The organism is Hyphomicrobium sp. (assembly GCF_019744875.1).
In the GTDB taxonomy this organism is placed as follows: domain Bacteria; phylum Pseudomonadota; class Alphaproteobacteria; order Rhizobiales; family Hyphomicrobiaceae; genus Hyphomicrobium_C.
On sequence record NZ_JAIETU010000005.1, the window covers coordinates 47,599 to 69,714 of the forward strand.

The following is a 22,116-nucleotide window of genomic DNA, read 5'->3' on the forward strand; positions in this document are numbered from 1 at the left end:
TGAGAAGACGGTGGCGCCACCGTCGTCGGGGAACTTTCCCCGACGTTGCGATAATCACACAGTTAAGGGTTAATCGTCAAGAAGATTGCGAAATTTTTGCAAAAATCTTAGGGCTGAGCCGAGCCAGCCGAGCGCTCGCGCTTGTTCTTATGGGCGGTTGCCTTTTTCACCCGGATATCTTCGGGGATATCTTTCCGCAGCGATTGATTGGAATATGCCTGCGCAAGATCTTTGTCTATTTTCCTCAATGAATTCAACGTGAAGCTAGGATCAGCTAAAAGCCCTTTTTCAGCGTACTCATGGCGCATGAACTCCTCGAATTTCATGCCCGGCGGCCGTTCGGAGTAGAGCAGCGGGCGGTCAGGTTGAGCGCGAGATTTCGCCAGAAAAGTCGCTGCTCTCAGCGCCCCAGCATCCAGCTTGAACCCCTCCTCCACATAGGCGTCGACCTGCTCCTCGCTCATATTCACAAACAAGGTCCGTACCGACTTCCGAAATTCCTCCCTTAAGCGGCTTTCCATATGTGTCTTTTTTGGCACATATGGGGACTTGTATGCAACACCTTTCTTTGCGGGAGGATTATCCCGCAGCCCCGGAATCCGCGTGTCGCCGTCAATCGGCCCGCCCAGGCCTACAGGCGTCGACGGCGTCCGCCCTGACTTTCGATCACTTCGGCTCTCAGGCTTCGATGTCACCGCTGCTTCGCTTCTTCACGATCGGGACCACGTTCTGACCGGTCCAAGATGTAGGCCGCTTCGCCGAAATCGCCAAGCACACCGCGCCGCCGATCATAGCATCGAGATCGCCTTGTCGGCTTGCCTTCTCGATATAATCGATCTCGTGCAGACCCTCGTAGTCGAATGCCGGACCATCACACCGGTCGACCCAGAGATCATGGAAACGCGCCTGGATCGCTTTCAACGCAAATTTGTTTTGCATCATCGGACCGCCCAGCGCGATGCGTTTAGGGGAAAGCATCGCCGTGCAGACGAGGCAGGCCCTCGCAACGTAGCGTGCCCACACAGGCCATAGCTGCTTATGCTCGATGTCATAGACGTCATCGATGCTCTCAACGTCGAACCCTAGTTCCTTAGCGCGTTCGATCATGGCACGCGCACTCGCGACACAGCCCAGGTCCGATCTGTCACCGAGATCCGTGTTCAGCAGCGGGTCGTCGTCGAACAAGGATACGTCGATCAGACCCATCTCAGGATGAAGTCCGCCGCGGATGATGGACAAGCCCGAGACGTAACCCGCCCCCACGCCATCGGTCAGCATCAGGAACACAGTGACGTTGTTCGCTTCGCAATCGGTCACCCCACGAAGCCAAGCATCCCCGAGCGCGCCGACACACGCATCCGTATGAACGGCGATAGCGGGCACCGGGACGCCCTGCTCTATGAATGCATCCGAAATCACAGCAGGAAGATTGACCCCGCGAAACGGTTGGTCCGCGCGTCTGGGGTCGACAAGTCCGTAGGTGCCGCCAGCATAATCTTCGTCGGCATCCACTGGATCGAGCGATACGAACGGGCCGAACCCTCCGATCCCGATCCCCGCCACTTCAGGATGATTTCGCGCCAACCACTCACCGGCCGCGGCCAGCATGTCGGCGGCGCCCTTAGTGAACGTCTTACCGTCGATGACCTCGGCGCGTGGACGACTCCCACCACTCACATGATCATTACCCGTATGACGCGCCACGCATACACGAACACGCTCGCGTTCGATGAAAATCCCCGCATAGAGTCCGCCTTCCATCGCCGCCCCCCCGCTCCAGTTTTCCGGTCATACGATAGAGCGATAATCCGCCCCCTGCATACTGTTCCGTATGCTTCGGTATCTTCACAGTTCTGCGATGAGAGTGAATGCCGATGAGCCATCGCCAAGTTCAAATCCGTCAAGGACCCGAGGAGGACGCTCTTGCCGACATCGGAAGCCGTCCGAGCAGGTCCTTGACGGCCACCGCTCCCCATAAGCTTTTACGCTGTTCTGCGGTCGAATGACCGCGGAACTGCCTAGCGGCGAGCGCCACTTACACTGACTTCCATTTCAATCGGATACCTGGTTGGCGGACACGCTGCACCAGATGAGCAGTCTTGACGTGACCCTGACACGGCACACCCGGACAGGCATAGCCTTCGCGACAAGCAAGCCCGCAACAGAAGATCGCCTCTCCGGCCTCTAAGGGCCGGGGCGATCTAACCGTTCGTTTTGCTTGCGCGCCGGGTTCAGCGCCGCGTCGTCGGGGATCACGACTGCAATGGTGCAGTCGGCCAACCCGAAGGAACCCGATGAAAACCACATCAATCTACGTCGTCGCGCTGACCGACTCTGTCCGATACACGATCGAAGTCGAAGCCGCGAACGAAGCTCATGCAAAGAAACAAGCGGTGGAGATTTGGCGCGAAGACTTCCTGCGCTTCAAGCCCATCAGTGGCGGCAAAATCCACGACGTAAGAGCTCAACTACTTAGTGAGTTCATTATGACCACGGTCGCGGGAGGTGTCCTGTGACACAGACACTATCACTAAGCGATCGGAACGACCGGCTTCGCACAACATTTCTGGGCGGCCGAGTCCTTACCACCGAAGGTATCCGTTCGCTGAATCAATGCGACCAGATTCGCATCTTACACGCCGTGCAGCAATTCAACGTCTTCACCGAGGACAACGACCCGCACGGTGAACACGACTTCGGCATGATCGAGCTTCCGGACATCCCGACGGTGTTCTGGAAGATCGACTACTACAGCCGCGACATGCGAAGCGGCTCCGAAAACCCGGAAGACCCGGCCGTCACTTGCTACGTGCTGACCATCTACCTCGCATCCGAACACTAATCGAAAGGAGAACCATACCATGCACTACAAACACGATACCTCGCACAATCCGAAAAACCTGCCACCAGCGGGCTTCATGTCGTTGCTGTTCAATGCAGCACACGACAACTACCCGATGCTCCGGCACCAACACGAAATGGCATTACGAACCATCATGAACGCGCCTGAAGAGCGCGTCGTCGCCTACCCCTGCTTTGTCGATGGTAAGGCCACGACCGCAGTCGGGCTAGTGGATATGGTGGGCAACAAGGTCGTGATCATACCGCTCTTCATTGCCCCCACAGACAACATGAATATCACCGGTCATGCTGGACAGCCGACGATGGATTCCCCCTACACGGGAGGCGAACAATGAAAGCCAAGATCGTCGTCGACATGGACAGCCGCGCGTTCGAAGACGCGCCCGCATCCGAACTTGGAAGAATTCTTCGGAACATTATGTTCGGAGTTGAACTCTGGGGCGAGGTGCGAACAGTGCTGAAAGATAGCGACGGCATGACAGTTGGCACGTTCTGGATCGAATGAACCCGACGCCGTGCGGGACCACCACCTTGGAACGCACCGTGGCCGTCAATCCATACTTCGCGCCCGCCAGCACGTCGTCACCGTTGAGCATCGCTCATCGCGAAGCTGACCGATGCCGGAATGGCCGCTTATCCTGATCTCGGCTTTTCCTTCGATCACGAGCCGAACCCCAACCCATTGCAGTCTGTCGTGACCCTGACGCAGCGCGCACGATCAGGCAGAGCCTTCGCGCAATCGAGCCCAAACACAAGCCCGCCATCCGGCCTATCGGCCGGGCGGACTAGGCGTTCGTTTCGATTGCGCGTCGCGCTACCCCGCCGCGTCGATGCGGGTTTACGACCGCAATGGTGCGGATCGCATATGAAAGGAAAAACCGATGTCAAAAAAACAACCGCTCTACCGAGTCTCGTTTTGCTCGCCGACGAGCGAGACGGATAAAGATGGCAATCCCAAGCTGTCAAACGCCGTCGAGATCGGTGCCGTATGGGGACGCTCTGGCGACAAGGAGGGGGCGATCATGCGGCTCAACATCGTGCCGCAGAACATGGCCGATGGAGTGATCTTCCTCAACAAGCCTCGACCGAAGGGTCCGCAACCCGGCTAACCGAAAACGCCCCGCCTAAAAGCGGGGCGTTTTTCTTTCGTCAACAAATCGGCTGCAGCGCAGCCCAACAACAAGAAAAAGGAAACGACCATGGGCTTAGACATGTATGCATACATCACCAACGAACGGTTCTTCACCGACGTTGATTTCGAACCGACGATTGAGTGCATAGACCTGCACTACTGGCGCAAGCATCCAAACCTTCACGGTTGGATGGAACAACGCTATCGCTTGAAAGGTGGCACGGAGGAATCGTTCAATTGCTGCACCCTAAAGATCACCCCGTTCGATCTCGACGAGCTCGAGGCAGCCATCAAAGGCGGAAAGCTGCCACCCACATCTGGATTCTTCCTCGGAGAATCGCTTGGCGACGAAACGGATGACGATCTTGAGTTCATCCGCAAAGCGCGCGGCGCGCTGGCGAATGGATTCACCGTCTTCTATGATAGCTGGTGGTGATCGCTCGGCCGACCGGCGCGGCAATCGCCGCGCCGGTCGTCGCATCGCCGTGCCCCGCCGATGGCACGACCAAAGCGATAAATCGAGGAGCAGCCCGTAGTGGACGAACCCGATAAGAGTCTGCCCGACGCGCTCGTACGGCTTCTTAGCCCGCGGCACGTCACCGATGACGAACTCGCGTCCAGTTTCGCCGAGTGGCTGGTTGGCCTGTCGATGTTCAAACAATTGAACACGCCTGATCGCGACATCGCCAGCTTCTGCCGCAAGAAGGGCTGGGCGGTTCTGGGATACGACTACGAAAACCCGCCAGACATTGACGAACTCATGGGGCACACGCGCGGTGAACGGCTCGGCGAACAGCTGCCGATCAAGGACCACAACGGCCCGCACAGCATCTGGAACGTCTGGCTTTGTCTCGGCGATCAGTTGGCACAGGAATTGGCCAGTGCCCCGCTCGCGGAAACGATGGCCGCGCTCAGGCGATGGCCGGTGGTTCGTTCGCACGTTGCTATCACGCCCGCCACCAATGTCGTTCCGTTCAAGCCGCGCACTCAGGCCGGCGGCTGATCGACGCGCCAACGTAGGATCTCCGTCTTTTCGTCGGGGTGCATCCAGACTGGCGTCCAGCCTCACCGATTGCGCCTATCGCGGCGGCGCCCTCGTCAACGCCTGCGAAACATAACCTCGCCAACGGCGCGCTTGCGCCGGGCTCGCTAACGTTTCGGTGCGTGGACTTCGGGCTTGTTCCGCCGCGATGAAGATGGCGCATCGGCTGGACTAGTCCGGCCGCACACAACAAAGAGGAGACTATCTCATGCCTACGACTTACGACCGCCTGCCAGCCACGCTCGCCATCGACGCCGACGACATCACCGCTTTTTTCGCAGAAGCAGACGATGCCACCGTCTCGGAAATTCTGGCCGGCACCGCCTAAGCGGAGCGCACTCGCGGCGCGGCATTGCCGCGCCGCGTCCGCCGCCCCATAAAGCGCAGGCGGCAATCGGCCGTCGCAAAGGCGCCGCCCGTTTTGTGTCGGTCAATCGCGGAGACCAGATAGAGACACCCCGTCGGTCGATCCTCATCATCGGCCTCTAGCACTAGGACTAGACATGTCCCTTGACCGGCCCCGTTTCGGGGCCAGCGGCGGCCGCATCGGCCGCCAAAATGCGGGTGACCAAACACACTAGTGCTAGTCCTAGCTTGTTCCACCGCGACGCGGAGCGATGCTATTTCCGATGCGCTTCCGGTCACTCGCAAGAGGCGCCGCAGGCCCCGAGGGGGCATCTGGGCGACGCCCCTCGCCCCGCCGGGCCCAGCGACCGGCGACGACTTTTCACACGACCCATAGTTGAGCGACGGCCCGGCGGGGCTGTCGGTGCGGCCACCGCCAAGTACGATTTTTTGGTATCCGCTTACGATGGATCTTGAGACGTTCACATGCCCTTCCACGGCTGCACCGACACGGTCGCTGAAGCGACCGAATGGCACGACGAGGCCCGCCGCAGCGGGACCAACGTCGTCGCCGGCGCGCATCGCTCTTAGCTCATGCGCGCCTACCCCTTGGCCCGTCTTCACCCTGAACGCAACCTGAACTGTTGTGAACAAACAGTGGACTTGCCGCACAACTCATGGTAAAGGGCTAAGGGGTAGCCAGATATGTTTTGGGAAGCCCAAAACGTTCTGGTCAGGAACCAAGGGAGCGCAGGCGCTGCTCCCTTTCCTGAACCTGTACCCAAGGCCAGACACCGCACATGCCCTAGGGTCATGGCGTGTCACGGCGGATCACCGATGCGCCGGTTTGAGCCGAGTTTGTCATGCGTAATGCGTCACCGAAAACAACACCGCGCCTTGTGTCTCAAGGGGCGGCGGCGAGCGACCCGACCGGGTTAAAATCGCATCGCCCGCCTGCTGGCTACACGGGCCGCAAGCCGCTGCCGCATGGCCGCGCCCGCACCAATGTTCTCTCCATCAAGGTTTCCATAGTCGAGCGCCATCAGCTCGAGCAGCACGCGCTTGACGCCGGCATGCCGCTTACCTCTTTCGTGCGTCAGGCCGCGCTCGGCACCCAAGTGACCCGCGCGGCCTCTATCGCCGACATGACGCACATCGCCCAGCTCAACGACATCGCTCTCGTCATCGCTGCCGAAGCGGCGAAGCTCGGCAGGGGCGAACGCCTGCCGGCCGAAGCCCTCGCCGCCTTCACGGCTGTCACCAATCTTTCCGACAGGCTGATGGCCCAGCTTGACGCAGCCGACAATGCACGAGCGGCGCAGCAACGTCTTGCCGCAGAGCTCGCCCACGTCGGCCGCAACCTCAATCAGATTACCCGCGCCGTGAACACCATAGCCAAGCGGCGCGACGGCGACACCGCCCTGCCCCCCTACACACACGGCGTGCTCGCCGACATCGCCGCCCTCATGGCACGTCTGCCCAGCCCGGAGGAACCAGGCCCATGATTCCGCGCGTCGCCAAGTCGGGCAAATCCTACAAGGGAGCCCTCCTCTATTTCAGTCACGACGTCGGGGCTTCGACAGCCGAGCGCCTTGGCTTCGTCGAGTTCGTCAACCTGCCGATCATTCCCGGCGCCGATCGGCAACGCGATGTCGAACGCGCAGGTGCCATTATGGCCTGGACGGCGATCCATCAGGACGACATCAAGCGTAAGCACCATCACCAGCTCTCGCCGGCAACACCCTACCGGCCCGGACGAAAGCTATCCAAGCCGGTCTATTCCTTCTCGCTGCGCTTTGCTCCGGACGATGCCATGCGCGTCGACTCCGCCATGCTGAAGCGCGCGGCGCACGGCGCGCTGAAGGCGCTCGGCATGGAACGCTGCCAGGCGGTCATCCTCGAACACAAGGATTCCGTCCCGCCCCACGTCCACGTACTCGTTTGCCCCATCGATCCGAAGACCGGACAGACGATCAGCCGCCAAAAGGATTTCTACAAGCTATCCAGCTTCGCGCAGAAGTTCTCGCGCGAGCACCAGCTTACCATCCTGCACCAGCGCGAAGAGAACAACGCCCGTCGCAAGCGCGGAGAGTTCGTCAAGTATGCCCAGGTGCCGCGCGCCGATTGGGCGTTGATGCGCAATTACCGTGGCAAAACCCGTAGCAAGGTTGAACGTGAGCGGCGCGCACAGCAAGAAGGCGACCGGCAGCAACTGGCGCATCGTCAGCGCCGCGCCGTTGCCCTGTTCAAAAAGCACCTCTCCGAGAGCTACGGTCGCGACAAGCGCAAGATCGACATCGAGATTGCTACCCTCTCCCAGCGCATGAGCCGTGCCGGGCTGTTCGCGATCGCATCCCGCGCGGTCAAGCGCCTCACCGGTCAGGAAGCGGCCGACAAGCGCCGCCTGCAACAACTGATCAATGCTCGCGACAACGTCGAGATCCGCCTTACGGAAGCGCGCGCACCTTTCGCGCGAACGCTACGCCTCGAACGTCAGCGCATGCAGTTCCGCCACGCCGCAGAATTGATGCGTGACGAACAATATTTTGCGACCCGGGAGCGTCGCCAGTCCGAAGGCGAAAAGCGCGCCACCAAACTGGCTAAAGCGCAATACGCGCAAGCCACTCGTGATCGCAAGGACGACGGATTGGCGTCTGTTGTGCGTAGTCTCGGCGCAACGACCGTCGATACACGGAGTTCACTCGCCGGCGACGGCGAAGAGCAAACCGCGGTACAGAAAAAATGGACCCGCGCACAGGGCCGGAATCCCGACCGACCGCATCGCCCGCGCAATCCCTATGTGCGCGACGAAGGCGCAGAGCCGTCACCCGATCAGCCACGGCGCAGACGCAGGCGTCGCTAACCGTTGAATGCAACAACTCTCGCGCCTATCTACGACACAGCCTAGGGGAGTTCCCATGACCGACACGCGCAGCCATGACCAAAAGATGGAAGAGATGCGCCGACGCTTCGACGGTGCCCGCACGCCCGAGCAGTCGCATGAAAAGGCGCAGGAGAAATCCCGGGAGCGCGCGCGTGAGCAAGATCCGTCGAAGCCAACTCGCGACGACCCTTCCCGCGCGCCGCGACTTCGCCGCTAGGCGAGCGCTTGCCCGATGCGAACGCACACATAGCGATCGCCCTCGCGTGGGATTCCCCACGTCTCCGCCATGGCGACGAATGCCTGCTCGAAATCGGCCTGAGTAATGGGATCAAAATCGCGATCGCGACACCAACTCTCATAGCCGCGGTAAAGGCCGAACAGCGTCACGCCGCCCCTCTGGCTGCGCTGCACACGCTCAAGCGCGAAATCGATGACTGCACCGGTAGCCCTCACGATCGGCGGCGGCGGCAACAACCTCGCTTGGGGCTTCGGTTCGATGTGCGCAGCAGAAGACGCAGATGCCGAAGCCACTAGCCGCGTGTCACGTTCCGTTTTCGCGCCGCGCTGATCTGAATGACCCAGCGCCAGCCACAAACCAAGACCTGAACCCAGCTCAACCAGAAAGGCAACCGCGACCACCAAACCGGTTCTGATTGAGTCCCGTTCCTTGTCGAGAAGCGTCGCCAGCACTGCAACCTGATGATCAGCCTCCCCGCCCGCGCCGCGCTTTTCGAGGTTCGCGATAGCGCTAGTGATCATTGTCAGCTCTGCTTTGACGCGCACAGATTCGAGCGCGCGTTGGCGATCAGCATCGACTCTAAGATATTGTGCGCAGAATTCTCTCGACGTCCGTGCTGTCGCGTTCGTGCAGGAGCTCGACGTGGTGAAACGACGGTCCTGTTTCAGCGCCGCCATCTCTAACAAAATCACACTCTCCGGGCGGACCTGGCCCAACATCACAAGTTCCTGCCCAAGTTCAACGGACTTTGCCTCGAGACGTTTAAGCTCCTTAGCTGCAGCCTCCCGCGACCCCACCAATACGCCCCTAGCGTCCGCGGCAAAGCCCAGCGCGGAAGCAAGCGAGAACAGAGAAAATGCGGCGAAGACTAGACTGCCAAAACCAGTGAACACATACCGCCTGCTGCGGTAGGCGATCGCGATGAACCACGGCAGGCTGGCTTTCAACACGTCCGCCGCAGCAGACGCCCCGCCCAAGACATAGCCTTCCATCTCCGTCGCAGCGAGCGAGCGCATGAACAGGAAGTTCATAGCCCCCGAGACAACGATCATCACTACCGCTGCAATCACGCAGAGGCTTGTCAGAAGCACACGCAAGGGAATCAGACCTCCGCTTTGCCGTACAGGTCCTCGTACGCATCGAGCGCTCGTTTCATCAGCTGCGCCTGACTGATCGCATCTCGTCTGGCCAGTGCCAGAAGACGCGCCACGTCGCGCTTCTCGAGCGACAAATTCTTCTGCACGCGCTCGATCTTCTGCTGTGGCTTTACACCCCCGACACCATCGAACCGCGATCGCATCCTTTCATCATCGTCACCCCGGCCATCCATCCGCTCCTCACGCGTCACACGCCAATACTGACATCCTAGTGCTACAGAACGAAATGGGAACAGACCGCCGGAAGACAAGGGGCCTGACGTCGTGTTCAGGCGTAAAGGCGAGATCACCAAAGCGGCCATACATCGGCCTGGCCTCATCAGGTGTCCCTCTATGCAGAAACCGTTCGCCGCCGCTTCGCGGAGATCGGGGAGGCTTACACGGCAGCACTCGCGCGCGCCGCGCAGGCATTGGTGTTCGTTACAAAGAACAATTTACCTCTACTTCCCTCCTCTTGTTCGCATGCGCCCCAACGCGCGAGCTTCAACGCATGCACGGGGGGCGACAGGCAGGAACTTTGCGGCCCTTCGCTCGGTCCGATCTCCGACCTAGAGGGACGCACATGACACAAACGTCGATCCACGAGACCGAGCCCGGTCCGACGTACGCGGCAGGCATCCTCCCGGCATCAGTCGTGCCCGACTGAATTCCCCAAATGAGCGCAGGAGTACCGGCTAGGGCCTCCCCGCCGTTGCGCCTCAAATTAAGCCGCGCGCATTGGCTGCGCTGGAACCTGAAACTAGTTAACGCGAAAAGTAGAATGGTTTTCCCGTGGTCGGCTAGAAAAATAAAGAATGCCATTTCCAAAATGGCGCATTCGTTAGATTCCCTGAGCTTTACAGTTGCATCCGCATCCAGCCCAATAAAACGAATTTTCTGACTTGCCTTTTTGAGGACCAACCATGCCGAAAATTGACGGCTCCTACGTCGACAATGACTTCGGAAAAAAAATCGATCATCTCGCGGGGATCATTGGCTACCGACACGAGCCAATGATGTTCCGGAGCAACTATCTCGCTCGCATCTTCGGAACCAACGACGCCAGCATGCGCCGCAAGCGCATCGGCAAGGAAGCCGTTCACTTCCGCGAGCTCTCCGTACTGATCAAAATCTTCGATCTCGGAGACGTCTTCGACTACACCGTGTTCCTCCTCGAGATGCCGAAGTTCAAAGATGCTCTGCGCACTGCCGGCGTCGGAACATACGGCCTCAAGGCCGGATCGCACGGTCGCAAGACGCTTCTTGCCCTGGCTCAGAAGCGCAGCCCGCGCTGCGCCCTTCAAATCGTGCGCACGTCAAACGGACATGCACACGGGCTTGGCCTCCGGTCACTCGGCAAACCGGCCCGCGACGTTGTCTGCGCCTATGACGACGAGGTCATCCTGACCGCAACTGTGCCCGGACCCGGACACCTGCTCGTCGTCTCCGACAATCTCTCAGCCATCACCTGCCTGATGCCGTCGGTGCTTGCACCCTCGAGCACCGTCGACACGAAGGAAATACGCATTCCGACTTCAGACGAATATCCCACCATCGTCGTTACGGGCGATCCGGGACGCTACCGACTGTTCGCCGTCTGGACGCGCAACCCGATCTACATCCCCGGCCAGCCCCAGAACGACATCCAAAGATCGAGCCCGTGGACCATCCCCGGGTATTGGATCGACAGCATCGCGAAGGGCCTGCAAGCGCTCCCGCAAGAAGAACGCGCCGTCGCCACAGCGACCTACCGCATCACACACTGACAGCCATTTTTATGAGTGACGCACATGACCAACCACCTGCTCTCCAACCCTGAAGCAACCGCTACCGTTCTCTCGATTCTAACCGCGGTCATCGTCGGCTTCTTCGGATATCGCCAGAATAATGACCGGCACCGGCGCGAGTACACCCTCAACGTCCTTGCCCCCCTTCTCGCCAATGACCGTCTCTTCAAGACTCACGACGCAGTCGTCAATTACCGGATCAAGAACCTCCAGCCCGACTACGCGACGGTTCAAACGAACGAGCGCGAAGATATTCTCCAGCTCCTCGGCTACTACGAGTTCCTCTCCGCTGCCTTCATGCGGGGTGATCTGGACCGGCGAACCGTCCTGAGCCAGCGCAAATCGACGTTCCGCTATGCCTTCGAGACGTTGAAACCGTTCATCGACGCGCGGCGCACTCTGCTCAGCAACAACCGCGTCTACTGCGACTTCGAGGAGTTCGTCACGCGGTACTGCCGCCAGTGCTAACCGCGCCGCGTGTCGGGCAGCGGTTCCCTCTCATCTGGATCAACGATCATGGACAAGCCTCAAGACATACTTGATGCCCGCCTCGCCAAAGGCGAAATCACACTCGACGAGTATCAGAAGCTTTCCGCGACGATCACCAAGACGGCAGAGCCCACTTATATAGCGCCTATACTCGCGCCCAATCACCGTGCAGCCCCTTTTAACGACCTCCCCCCGCGCCCGCTCGGCCCGATTGCCACTATTCTACGCGGCGCGATCCTTATCTCGTGCCTGCTCGCCGCTGTGGTTCAAATACAGGTCATCGCACTGGCCTCGCAGAATGACAAGGCAAGTGCGATTGCCGCCGTGGACATCATCGGCGCCGTATCGGACGATATCCTCTCACAGCTTCAGGGGCTGGCGGGACTGGTTCTCGCGGTAGTGTTCTTTTATTGGCTCTACCGCGGCACGCAGAATTTGCAACGCATCGGAGCCCCGCTCAGTATCTGGCCAATAGGCGCGGTCGGCTGGTGGTTCGTCCCGATTGCATTCTTCTGGAAACCTTACGCCGCGCTCTCCCAACTCTGGCGCGGGTCACTGTACGGGCAAGACTGGATCAATGGGCAAACTCCGCGCGCTTTGCGCACGTGGTGGATTCTGTTCTGGATCGGCCTCATCCTTAGTATCGGCCTACTCGTCTTTGTCAGTTACGTTCGTCGCGACAGCTTCGCCATCAAGAACGTGGCGAACGTCGGCGCCGTCATCTCCAGTTTCTTGGAGATCATCAATGTCACCGCGATGCTGCTCCTGTACAAGATCGTCAACCAGATCACAGAACTGCACGACGCTCGCCTTCCGGCCACATCCGAACAGGCGCATGAAAATGCCGGTGGGTTCTCCTGGTCTACAGCGGCACTTGGCGTCCTCATTTTCGCAGGACTTGCCGCCAAGCACGGCATCTTCGACTCCACCACAACCACCTCGACAGCCGGCGGCTCAGCGAACTGGCGGATCAGCACCGGGGCTGATCCCATCAACGGCACAAAGGGTATTTATGCTCACGGTCACCCAAGCGAGCTAACGGGCACCAATATTCCGCCGACCCTGATCATCGAGTGCAGCAGCGGCAAGCCGCTCATCGCCTTCGACTACAAGCAGCCGATGAAAGATGCCGCCCCGGACGGCACGCTCGATTTCGTCCACGTGATCCTCAAAGTCGACAACGACGATCCCGTACAACTGACCTTCGTTCCGTCTCAAGACTGGACCGTGCTCTCACAATCAAAAGGGGGTGCCGTAGCTGATGGCACCGCGGCAATTCTCAATGGGATCTTCGGGGATTTTCTGCCCGAGGCAAAGAACGTCAGGTTGACATGGGATGCGCAGGTCGTTCTGCGCGCTATCGGCCAGAGCGACAGGCTCGTCACGCGCGCCACGGCACGTAACAACATCGCAGTTACTGCTACCTATGATCTTGCCGGATTCAAGGAAGCCTATCGCGCCATGCCCACGTCCTGCCGCTAGCCAGCTTCGTATCGGGGGCTTCAATCAGCGAGGTGAAGCCCCCCGAATCGTGACATGAAGAAGCTCGATCCTAAGTTCACCGCAAAGGTGACATCCCCCTTCTCCCAATGACTCCGGCACCCCGCTTTCGCGGGGTTTTTCTTACGTCAACCTCAGATACTTCAGCTTGCTCTTGATGCTCTGAGGCGTGCGCTCGAGTGCATCCGCCATAGCTTCGACCGACATCTTGCTATTCTTCATGCCAATGAGACGACGGATTTCCCGCGGCGTCCACGCATCGCGCTCACGCGCAGACCTGCCATTGGCAATGTCCTCCAGCGAGGACATTCGCGAACTCGCCATTTTGTCGAGGCCCGACGACAGCTCTTCCCGCTTTTTTCCGCGTCCGACGAAGCCCCCCACCGCTTGAGAATTTAGAAGCCGAGCACCGCGCGTACGAAACATCTCGATCCAGAAAATCTCTCCGGCGAGTGCCGCTGCCTTGGTCTTGGTACGTTCGAGAACGGTGAACAACGGCACGTATCCGTTGAGCTTCATCTGCTTTACGACGTAGCCCGATAGCTGATCCGTACCTTCCACATGCTGCGCCTTTCGGGCCGCAAAACTCGAGGTCTGCCCTATGTAAAAGATCCCGTCATCGCGAGGATCGATGATGGCGTAAATGCAATATCTCACGCGCATATAATACAGCGTACGGATTGCATCTGAAAAGGCAAAAGGGATTGCCTACTACTGCACCGCTTTCTCGACCCGGAATTCGCCCTGAGGGCCAAATACCCGAACCAGGTCCCGCATCATATCATCCGACAGCAATGCCTCGCGCGGCGGCAAAAGGCTCGGAATGTCGTCTCCAATTGCAGCCCGCTCGAGCCATTGCACCGGCCCCAGCATCAACGGCTTGCGCAAAATCAAACGCAATCCACCAACGACGATCTCTCGCGTAACGCCGACGGCAACAACACCATCCGGTTCTTTAAGTTCCGTCGACATGACGAAGCCAGCGGCACCTTTCCAAGCCAAAAAGGCACTGACCATGCCAAGACGCCAGCGTCGCTCCCCGGCATCTTCAGGAAGCGGAACAAACACCAAGAGTGCAGAACCGTCCGGCATCTGGACACGGAACCGAGGCACGATCTCCTCGCCGCCCAGGATGATCGATGCCGAAAATCGAAGCTCGTCCTCGATCAACTCGCGCATCGTCGTTCCTTCGGGATCGCGTTGCCTTGTGCCAACAGGATATTCCTGCTTCTTGCTCAGGTCCTCACCGGGATCTCGATGACGGGACGCAGTGGCTCTAGCTGGGTTGCGTATTTTCTGACCACCTGATTGTACAGATCGGGAATCGCCTTCGACTGCACCGTGATGACCATCGCATAGGTCAATGGCAGCTCCGGTTCAAAATCCCGGCCCTCGAGGCGTGCCACGTAATGAATGTCGAAAACCGGGTTGCTAAGGCTCTTGCCTTGAAACCGGTTCGACGCATGTAGGCAGTTCTCCCACTTCCAGGCATCGCGCCGCAGCTCGTCCTCAGTCATCCCCTTCTGGGTCTTTCCAAAGAAGCTCTTTGAATCGGCGTGGACCTGTTCAGGCTTCTTTCGCCTGCCATCATGCGGGCGGAACACCGGCTCCAAACCTGCGCGCGTGTAGTTTCCCGGATGGTGGGAGTCTACGTCCGTGGAAAAGCACAAAGTCGCTTTGATCGTGACCATCCCCTTCAGCGCGCCGAGTGGAACCGGCACTGGAGCGCGAATGTACTGTCGCGCTGATATCTCGCCCTGATAGACGACCCGCACCGTGTCATCCGGGCACTCCACCACATCGTGGAGAGATCTCGCCACCCTTCCCCGCCCGACTTCGGAGCAATGATGGGTGCAGGGCTCAAGTGAATGAACGACGAGAGCGTGAACTGCGAGCGTGCTAAGCGTTGGCCCGAAGTGAGCGCGAATTCCGGTCGCGAGCCGCAACGTGCTTGGCGCCGCAAACGATGTGCCTTCGGTGCCTTCCAGTGCGGGCGTCGTCGAGGCCGAAAGCACCACGAACGGCCGTTGCAGGATATCGCCGCCAAACTCGACCAAGTCCGGCTTTACAATGCCCGGACTTCTGCCGGGTCCTACAGAGCTGTAGGCCGCACGGGCCCACGGCTTGTCCGGGCTGTCGCACGCTCCCACCGCCATCGCGTTCACGCAATCCGAAGGAACCTGGACACGGTCGCGTCCGGCACCTTCAGCGCCACCATTGCCCACGGCAATCGTCGCCAGCGTCTTTCCCCGCGCCAACCGGTCGTCGATCACGGCTGTCCAGGGATGGACGTCGTCGTCTTCGATCGGCACTTTGGGACCGATGCTCAAATTCACGAAGTCGTAATGCTGGCTATTGAGCACCTTGTCGATGCGCGCGAGAACGACCGCTAGTTCGTGAGGGTCCTGGCCCGGTGTCGTGTCGAACACGCGATAATGATCCACCGCCGTATAGGGCTGCGGAAGCGGCTTTCCCGGCTCGATGTGACCGAACAGGAATGCCGACGTCACGGCCGTGCCATGCTCGCTAAATTCCGGAATTGTCCCGCCGCCGCCGGTGGCGTCAATTGGCGTAGCCCAGGTCGAAAGAGGATGTTGATCCGGGAGCCCGCCATCGAAAATCGCTACGCGCAGGTTCGGATCGACAGGCCCTACCGCCGGCATGGCGACTGCCTTCGAGGAGTAACCGGTCGTTCGAAATGAGGGGCGAAGCAGCCGAATCTTCGGCATCTGCCTCACAGCGCGCACCGGCGTGAACAGCGCGATCTCATCTGCGAGGTCAACTGGGGCATCGAGATCGACGAAGCAAAGACCGCCGGCGTAAAACTGACGCTCAAACCGCGGTTTGAGGCCCAGTCGTCCCAGGTATTTCTGGAACATCGGAACGATCCGCCGGGCACCCGTTGTCTCGCCGGCGTGCAGCACGATTTCAAATACGATCTCACCCGATTCCGGCAGCTGGCCTTTTATTTTCTCTTCGACCGTCGGCGCATGGATCTCCTCGATCGTAGTGAACCCTTTCGCGACGGCCCCTTCACTGCCCCAGTTCAGAAGGCCGGCGTCCCATTCCCGAAACGCGCTTCGGCGGCCCATGACAAAAAGCTGGGTCGTCAGCGCTTCCTCAGGCTCGCGGTTCTTTGAGCGTTTGGCCGGCAGGATCTTTCGGGGGCGGCTACCGACCGTGGTGAGGCCGACGGCTCTGATCAGATCGGAAGGGTAATATGACTTCGCGATGTACTCTGGATTGATCGTCAGGGCCGCGACCGCCTGGTCGTCAGGACATGCTTCGGCAGGAAGCTCATCAATGCTCCTGGCGACCTTCCCGATCATCGGACGCAGCCGACTCCGGGCTTCGGCGAAGGTGTAGACGTGATGTTTCTCACCGCCACCCCTGACGCCAATGGTTTCCTGAACCAGACGCTCGCCCTTGCCGAGAAGATAATTGGTCATCGCACGAGCCTGAGATTAGCTTTCGACGCCCGCCTTCCCCGTGACTTCGGATCGTCCCCCTTCGTCGCGCGGCTGCGGATCGTGTCGCGTGACACGCCGGTTAGCTCGTGTGCGCGCCGTTGCGAAACAAGCCCTTGGTGCACCAGCGCTGTCGCCATGGCAATGCGATCCGCCTTGGAGCGCTTGTCCATCTGCACGAGGGCTTCGAGCTTGTCATCGAGCGGCGTTTCCATCACCGCCGAGATCCGCCGGGCCGTGAGGATGTCCCGTTCGATGTCACTGAATGAGTGACCCGCCAGGGCAATTCCCAGCACCTTCGCCCAGCTTGACGCCTTATTCGTATGTGGCTCTAACAGCTGTCCAACCATGTTTGTGATCGAAGCCTGATCGGGCAGCGGAAATTTGACGACCGCTTCAAAGCGGCGCCACACGGCAGGGTCGAGCAGATCATCGTGGTTGGTCGCCGCCAGCAGAAGCCCGGTGGAAGGCCAGTCGTCGATCTGCTGCAGCAAAACTGTGACAAGCCGCTTCAGCTCGCCGATCTCACCCTTGTCATCGCGGCGCTTCGCGATGGCGTCGAGCTCGTCCAGAAGCAGTACGCAATCAAGCGATTTGGCGTAATCGAGCACGAACCGAAGGTTGGTTCCGGTACGCCCCAGAAAGCTGCTCATGACGGCCGCGAGATCCAGTATGAGGAGCGGCTTGTTCAGCTCTCTCGCAATCCACCGAGCGACCATCGTCTTACCGACACCCGGAGGCCCAGTAAAAATGGCGCTTCGGGTCGGCAACAGGTTTACCTTCAGCAGCGCTTCCGGTTTGCGGCGTTCCCGGATAAGGCGCACCAGCTGCTCTTCGATGGCAGCATGAAGAACGGGTTCATGGTCAAGTTCCGGGTGTTCCTCAACCCGCATCAATTGAAGGCGGGAATCGATATCGACAGGGAGCGGAACGTCCGCGTGTCGCCGCAGGGGCGAACACTTGGAGGGAATCTCCCGCAGAAGCTGGGTCAACTCAGCCGCCAGTCGCGGCGAGGAATCGCGATGGCGCTTGGCGGCGCGGTGCACCGCCAATTGCACGTCCTGCCCACGCCCCGAAAGGGCGACTTTCGCAAGGTGGATGAAGTCGGCTTCAACATCGGGTTTTTTATCGGTCATGTCCCCACCAGCATACATGCCGATGGACGACTCCTCAAAGCCACGATGGAAAATTCGTCCACAGGGTTCACCAGAGCTGATTTTGCGGACAACTCGCGTGGACGAATATGAAGGCATTTTCGCCGATACATCATCGGCCCCGACCACGGCAACAAGAGGAAAGACCATGGACTACCTCCCGGCCAGCGAGAGCAGCCAGTTCACCCAGCGCGGCCACGCACGCGCTGCGACCTGGGGCGGGCGGCGCAGATGGGCCCGAATGTCGAATAACGGATCACCCGCTTCATCCGCCGGGTGGTGAGGACATACCGAACCCTGCAGGACGTCTGCCCGTGGGCTCGGCACCATCGTCCCCTTGTTCCCGTCATAGATCAGATAGGCGAATGCAAGCGGCTTGCGGTGCCAGGGGGTCAACACTTGCATCATCAGCCCGACGGCGGTCGAGGCAAGCACAGCGTTAGGCCAGACGACCTGCGGCCGTCCACCGACAGCACCATACTTCCCCGCCTCAAAGCCCACACGCTCGTCCGTGATCACGCCGCAGCACCGCAGGCAAGGATAGCCCGGCGTCGAGAGCACGACCTGACCGGCCACCAGGAAACCGTGGGGCTGGATGTCGTGTACATCCATGCCCACATCGATGTACGGGATGAGATTGCGCCGGGCGAAGCGCTCCAACTGTTCTCGCTCGCTGAACGTGTCGACGGCGCCGATGATGAGATCACAACTTTTCAACTCTTCCGTCGCGTCGTGCCACGACTTCTTCACTTCCAGGATGTGCGCCCCGGGATGGACGCCTCGGATCGTCCGCGCCGCTATCGCCGTCTTGAAAGCCCGTCGGAGTACATCCAACAGCGTTCCGCCCACCAGGCGGTTCGTGTTGCTGAGGTCAATCTGGTCGGGGTCAACCAGCACATACCGGCCAATGCCAATGTGTCCGGCCTGCTGAGCGACGTGCGACCCGCCGCCACCGAGACCAACGATCCCGATCTTCGTCGAGGCCAGAACGCTCTCGCTCTTCGCGCCCAGAAATTCCTGCCTAACCAACCTGCTCATGCCGGACTCCATTTCATCATGGCCGCGCCCACCGCGACGAAATCGTTGATTTCCACCGATGCTGAAGCGCGATTGAGCCAGATCTGACCGCGCGCCGCCTGATCGCTCAGGACAAGCGCCCCATGCGCGCATTGCGGCGCGACCTTGAAGAAGTCGGGCACGAATTTCTTGTTCTCGCGGATATCAACGCTGCTGAAGCCCGGGATACCCCGGCCGCCATGCGTGTGAACGTGGAAGATCGCGTGCCCGTTCTGCATCGACCATTCGAGCGCCCGCCGAATGGCCTCGCGCCCCATCATCGCGCCGACCGAGCGATCGTCGAGATAGTCTTCATCCCGCACCCCGCGGTAGCTTCGCGCCAAAACGAGGAGGTCCCGCCCCATCGTGGAGAGTCCCGCCGAGACAAAACCCACGCGTTCATGCGCAAACGCGTGCGGCCTTTGCAGGTCACTGCGGATCTCGGCGAGCAGCGCCTGCGTGATCTTGAACCGAACCCTCATGCCACCGCCCTCAAATGAGCGCACAGCATCGAAGGCCACGCCATCGTTTCAGGCACGTTCTGCCACGACGGAGCCAACCACTCGCGCTCAGCGACACGGAAACGATTCCAGTTCGCACCTTTTCCCGGAACCTGCCGCTCGAAAAACAGGCGCGTCATGTACCCACTGTGCAGCGCCGGAAAGAGCAACAGATCCATTCGCTGATCCGCATCTCCGGCGCGAAACGCGAAGTCCCGAAGAAGGACGACAGGAACGCCGCCCTCCTTCATCAGTGCGCAGTCCGCATGCAGCTTGCGAAGCGCATCGAACCCTACCGCTTCCGGACTCATGACGAGCCTCCGCACGGCGCCTGGCTGATGAATTTCATGCCCTGCTTGACGCGGACCTTATCGCCAGGCTTCAACGACACCAGCTGGCCGTCCCTCATGACGTCGAGCACGTAGCCGTTCTCGACGCCGAAGAGCACCATCAGTTCTTCGGTCGTGTAGACGCCGCGGGGAATCTCGCGATCATCCCCGTTGTATGAGACCGTCACCGTCCCTTTGCGGGTCTTGAGGTGCTCCGTCCCCTTCTTGCCGAGCCGGACCGTGTCGCCGGGCTCGAGTTCGCGGTCGGGTGCGTCCTCGCGCTCCAGAAGGATCACCTTGGTGTCCGGGACACTGGCGAGTTCACGCAGCCGCTCCTCCGCGATTTCGTCCGCTCCCCATTCGTACCCGCGCTCGTCAACCGTGAAGCTGAACACGCGGTCGCTGGCAAAGGCGAAAAAGGTGAACACGCCGCCGCGGCGCATATCCACGGTCTCATCGAGACCGATGGAGACGGATGCCCGGTCCAGAGCCCGGATCAGCACGTGGTCCGAAGCAGGATCAAACCCACCCGCCGACAGCAGCTGGCGGGCTGTCGGAACGGCGTCAGTCAGATGGACGCGGTCCCCGTTGATGAACAACTCGGCCTTGGCACCGCCAGGATGGGCGGCCTCGGCAATATCCGCGGCAACGCCGCTCACTCCGTGACTCATGATGCACTCCTCTGTTCGTTTCCTGCCCCTCATGGGGCCTTATCTGCATAGATAACAGAGCGTGCTTGATATATCAAGCGTTTACTTTGCGCGCTTGACTTAGCAAGCGGCGCGGTGCAAAATAGCCTGAATAATCAAAACGTTCGGAGGAGTGCGCGGATGTCGAACGAGAAGCAAAACGAAGAAACCGGGGTTACTTTGGGGCAGCATCTTGCCCAGGTTCGTGCTGGTAAGAAGCTCAGCCTCCGGCAAGTTGAGGAGGCGACGAACAAGGAGGTATCGAATGCTTACCTATCGCAAATAGAGAACGACAAGATCAAACAGCCGTCGCCCAACATACTCAACGCTCTGGCTGAATTGTACGCGATAGACTTTCAGGAATTGATGCGAATGGCGGGATACGTCAGATCTTCAGCCAACTCCACGGGCGACGCTCGACACGGCCGAGTCGGAACGTTTGCCGAATACAACCTCACCGGCGCGGAGGAATCCGCGCTGGTCGAATACCTTCAGTTCATTCGGGGAAGGAAAAAGCCAGGTGATCAAAGCTGATGATTGCAGCCTCGATCCGAGCGCGTTGCGCTCGGTTGAAGAGCGTGCACGCGCCCTCCTCAACCGAGCAGAAGTCTGGGACAGGTTTCCGACGCCCATCGAAGACATTCTTGCCGCGGCGAACCTGCGGGTCGAAAAAAAATGCCTTCAGGACGCCGACGGGTTCATGGCGTATCTCGCCGGCAAGGCCGCGCACATCGCCACTAAAGCCGCCGAGACACTGAGCGCCGTCAAATCGGCACTCACCAAGGTTTTCGGCATCTACGATCCCGGCGATTCCATCATCCACATCGACGACACCGTCTCCGGTTCGAAACAGAACTTCCTCAAACTCCACGAGACCGGTCATCACGAGCTTCCGGCTCACCGGAAGATGTTTCGGTTCTTTCAGGATTGCGAACAGACGCTCGCGCCGGAAGTCGCGGACCTGTTCGAAAGAGAAGCCAACAACTTTGCCCGCTTCGCTCTGTTTCAAGGAGGCGCCTTCTCGGCCATGGCCGCCGATTGCCCGCTCTTGATCAAGACACCGATGAAGCTGGCTACAAAGTTCGGGGCGTCGATCTACGCCTCGGCGCGCGAGTTCGCTAGAACCAATCATCGCGACTGTCTGGTGGTCGTGCTCAACCGCGCCGAATACATCAATGGCGCCGGGATGCGAGCATCCGTCAGGCGGATCGAGCCGTCGCCGTCCTTTAGGGCCAAGTTTCCGATACCGACGGACGAGTGGATTACCCTAGATCACCCGCTCGGTAGGCTGCTTCCCCGGCACGGACAGCGCATGGTCAAACCTACCTCTCTTGCCATGCGAGACCTAAATGGTCAGCGCCAAGAGTGTATTGCGGAATCCTTCGATACCACGCACAATATTATCATCCTGCTCTATCCCCAAAAGGCGCTGACAACGACCACCGTCATCCTGCCTGCCGGCTTCAAGCAGGCGGGCAACTTTTAAGACGAGCGGGTCTCTTGAGA

At 59.8% G+C, this 22,116-nt stretch carries 27 protein-coding genes; 15 read left to right on the plus strand and 12 right to left on the minus strand.

The window, feature by feature from the left end; genetic code table 11:
* Positions 1–107 precede the first annotated feature (107 nt).
* The gene (locus K2Y42_RS10310) at positions 108–521 is read right to left on the minus strand and encodes a hypothetical protein (RefSeq protein ID WP_291151934.1); all 414 of its coding nucleotides are present in this window, start codon (positions 519–521) and stop codon (positions 108–110) included.
* Positions 522–678: 157 nt separating this feature from the next.
* Positions 679–1,761, minus strand: coding sequence for an ROK family protein (locus K2Y42_RS10315; protein ID WP_291151936.1), 1,083 nt, complete (start codon positions 1,759–1,761; stop codon positions 679–681).
* Between the two features lie 533 nt (positions 1,762–2,294).
* Between K2Y42_RS10315 and K2Y42_RS10320 the strand changes: the two genes are divergently transcribed.
* The 10 genes from K2Y42_RS10320 to K2Y42_RS10365 all read left to right on the plus strand — a co-directional run bounded on the left by K2Y42_RS10320 (position 2,295) and on the right by K2Y42_RS10365 (position 8,482).
* Positions 2,295–2,516 (plus strand): hypothetical protein, encoded by a 222-nt coding sequence (locus K2Y42_RS10320; protein WP_291151939.1) that lies wholly within the window; start codon positions 2,295–2,297, stop codon positions 2,514–2,516.
* Positions 2,513–2,842: a DUF3768 domain-containing protein gene (locus tag K2Y42_RS10325; RefSeq protein WP_291151941.1), complete on the plus strand. Its 330-nt coding sequence runs from the start codon at positions 2,513–2,515 to the stop codon at positions 2,840–2,842. Before K2Y42_RS10320 ends, K2Y42_RS10325 begins: the two co-directional genes overlap by 4 nt.
* A 19-nt stretch (positions 2,843–2,861) precedes the next feature.
* Positions 2,862–3,197, plus strand: coding sequence for a hypothetical protein (locus K2Y42_RS10330; RefSeq protein ID WP_291151943.1), 336 nt, complete (start codon positions 2,862–2,864; stop codon positions 3,195–3,197).
* The gene (locus K2Y42_RS10335; protein ID WP_291151946.1) at positions 3,194–3,367 is read left to right on the plus strand and encodes a hypothetical protein; all 174 of its coding nucleotides are present in this window, start codon (positions 3,194–3,196) and stop codon (positions 3,365–3,367) included. The genes K2Y42_RS10330 and K2Y42_RS10335 overlap by 4 nt, the downstream gene beginning before the upstream one ends.
* Before the next feature lie 376 nt (positions 3,368–3,743).
* The gene (locus K2Y42_RS10340; RefSeq protein WP_291151949.1) at positions 3,744–3,971 is read left to right on the plus strand and encodes a hypothetical protein; all 228 of its coding nucleotides are present in this window, start codon (positions 3,744–3,746) and stop codon (positions 3,969–3,971) included.
* 90 nt (positions 3,972–4,061) lie between these two features.
* Complete coding sequence (locus K2Y42_RS10345) at positions 4,062–4,430, plus strand: phosphoglycerate kinase (protein WP_291151951.1); 369 nt, start codon at positions 4,062–4,064, stop codon at positions 4,428–4,430.
* Between the two features lie 99 nt (positions 4,431–4,529).
* The gene (locus K2Y42_RS10350) at positions 4,530–4,997 is read left to right on the plus strand and encodes a hypothetical protein (RefSeq protein ID WP_291151953.1); all 468 of its coding nucleotides are present in this window, start codon (positions 4,530–4,532) and stop codon (positions 4,995–4,997) included.
* A gap of 1,247 nt (positions 4,998–6,244) precedes the next feature.
* A complete protein-coding gene (locus tag K2Y42_RS10355; protein ID WP_291151956.1) occupies positions 6,245–6,886 on the plus strand; it encodes a hypothetical protein in 642 nt (213 codons plus the stop codon).
* Positions 6,883–8,244: a relaxase/mobilization nuclease domain-containing protein gene (locus K2Y42_RS10360; RefSeq protein ID WP_291151959.1), complete on the plus strand. Its 1,362-nt coding sequence runs from the start codon at positions 6,883–6,885 to the stop codon at positions 8,242–8,244. The genes K2Y42_RS10355 and K2Y42_RS10360 overlap by 4 nt, the downstream gene beginning before the upstream one ends.
* Positions 8,245–8,299: 55 nt before the next feature.
* The gene (locus K2Y42_RS10365; protein ID WP_291151961.1) at positions 8,300–8,482 is read left to right on the plus strand and encodes a hypothetical protein; all 183 of its coding nucleotides are present in this window, start codon (positions 8,300–8,302) and stop codon (positions 8,480–8,482) included.
* On the opposite strand, the gene K2Y42_RS10370 is transcribed toward K2Y42_RS10365, so the two are convergent.
* Both K2Y42_RS10370 and K2Y42_RS10375 read right to left on the minus strand, forming a co-directional pair.
* Entirely contained in the window at positions 8,479–9,600 is a 1,122-nt protein-coding gene (locus K2Y42_RS10370; RefSeq protein WP_291151963.1) for a hypothetical protein, read from the minus strand. The genes K2Y42_RS10365 and K2Y42_RS10370 overlap by 4 nt on opposite strands.
* Before the next feature lie 5 nt (positions 9,601–9,605).
* Positions 9,606–9,962, minus strand: a complete 357-nt coding sequence (locus K2Y42_RS10375; protein WP_291151964.1) for a hypothetical protein — start codon at positions 9,960–9,962, stop codon at positions 9,606–9,608.
* Positions 9,963–10,562: 600 nt separating this feature from the next.
* Between K2Y42_RS10375 and K2Y42_RS10380 the strand changes: the two genes are divergently transcribed.
* The 3 genes from K2Y42_RS10380 to K2Y42_RS10390 are packed head-to-tail and all read left to right on the plus strand — an operon-like array spanning position 10,563 to position 13,397.
* A complete protein-coding gene (locus K2Y42_RS10380; RefSeq protein ID WP_291151966.1) occupies positions 10,563–11,405 on the plus strand; it encodes a hypothetical protein in 843 nt (280 codons plus the stop codon).
* A 24-nt stretch (positions 11,406–11,429) separates the two neighbouring features.
* Positions 11,430–11,894: a DUF4760 domain-containing protein gene (locus tag K2Y42_RS10385; RefSeq protein WP_291151968.1), complete on the plus strand. Its 465-nt coding sequence runs from the start codon at positions 11,430–11,432 to the stop codon at positions 11,892–11,894.
* 48 nt (positions 11,895–11,942) lie between these two features.
* A complete protein-coding gene (locus K2Y42_RS10390; protein WP_291151971.1) occupies positions 11,943–13,397 on the plus strand; it encodes a DUF4328 domain-containing protein in 1,455 nt (484 codons plus the stop codon).
* 141 nt (positions 13,398–13,538) lie between these two features.
* Here K2Y42_RS10390 and K2Y42_RS10395 read toward each other — a convergent pair whose 3' ends face one another.
* The 8 genes from K2Y42_RS10395 to K2Y42_RS10430 are packed head-to-tail and all read right to left on the minus strand — an operon-like array spanning position 13,539 to position 20,592.
* Positions 13,539–14,078 (minus strand): GIY-YIG nuclease family protein, encoded by a 540-nt coding sequence (locus K2Y42_RS10395; RefSeq protein WP_291151974.1) that lies wholly within the window; start codon positions 14,076–14,078, stop codon positions 13,539–13,541.
* A gap of 48 nt (positions 14,079–14,126) precedes the next feature.
* On the minus strand, positions 14,127–14,594 hold the full coding sequence (locus K2Y42_RS10400; protein ID WP_291151977.1) for a hypothetical protein: 468 nt from the start codon (positions 14,592–14,594) through the stop codon (positions 14,127–14,129).
* Positions 14,595–14,650: 56 nt separating this feature from the next.
* Positions 14,651–16,864, minus strand: a complete 2,214-nt coding sequence (locus K2Y42_RS10405) for a S8 family peptidase (RefSeq protein WP_291151979.1) — start codon at positions 16,862–16,864, stop codon at positions 14,651–14,653.
* On the minus strand, positions 16,861–18,186 hold the full coding sequence (locus K2Y42_RS10410) for an AAA family ATPase (RefSeq protein ID WP_291151983.1): 1,326 nt from the start codon (positions 18,184–18,186) through the stop codon (positions 16,861–16,863). Before K2Y42_RS10410 ends, K2Y42_RS10405 begins: the two co-directional genes overlap by 4 nt.
* A gap of 3 nt (positions 18,187–18,189) precedes the next feature.
* Positions 18,190–19,074: a ThiF family adenylyltransferase gene (locus tag K2Y42_RS10415; RefSeq protein WP_291151986.1), complete on the minus strand. Its 885-nt coding sequence runs from the start codon at positions 19,072–19,074 to the stop codon at positions 18,190–18,192.
* On the minus strand, positions 19,071–19,574 hold the full coding sequence (locus tag K2Y42_RS10420) for a hypothetical protein (RefSeq protein WP_291151989.1): 504 nt from the start codon (positions 19,572–19,574) through the stop codon (positions 19,071–19,073). Before K2Y42_RS10420 ends, K2Y42_RS10415 begins: the two co-directional genes overlap by 4 nt.
* Complete coding sequence (locus K2Y42_RS10425; protein WP_291151992.1) at positions 19,571–19,903, minus strand: hypothetical protein; 333 nt, start codon at positions 19,901–19,903, stop codon at positions 19,571–19,573. The genes K2Y42_RS10420 and K2Y42_RS10425 overlap by 4 nt, the downstream gene beginning before the upstream one ends.
* On the minus strand, positions 19,900–20,592 hold the full coding sequence (locus tag K2Y42_RS10430; RefSeq protein ID WP_291151995.1) for a multiubiquitin domain-containing protein: 693 nt from the start codon (positions 20,590–20,592) through the stop codon (positions 19,900–19,902). Before K2Y42_RS10430 ends, K2Y42_RS10425 begins: the two co-directional genes overlap by 4 nt.
* A gap of 159 nt (positions 20,593–20,751) precedes the next feature.
* On the opposite strand from K2Y42_RS10430, the gene K2Y42_RS10435 reads away from it, so the two are divergent.
* Positions 20,752–21,144, plus strand: coding sequence for a helix-turn-helix transcriptional regulator (locus K2Y42_RS10435; RefSeq protein WP_291151998.1), 393 nt, complete (start codon positions 20,752–20,754; stop codon positions 21,142–21,144).
* The gene (locus tag K2Y42_RS10440; protein ID WP_291152001.1) at positions 21,131–22,096 is read left to right on the plus strand and encodes an ImmA/IrrE family metallo-endopeptidase; all 966 of its coding nucleotides are present in this window, start codon (positions 21,131–21,133) and stop codon (positions 22,094–22,096) included. The genes K2Y42_RS10435 and K2Y42_RS10440 overlap by 14 nt, the downstream gene beginning before the upstream one ends.
* The last annotated feature ends 20 nt before the right edge of the window (positions 22,097–22,116 follow it).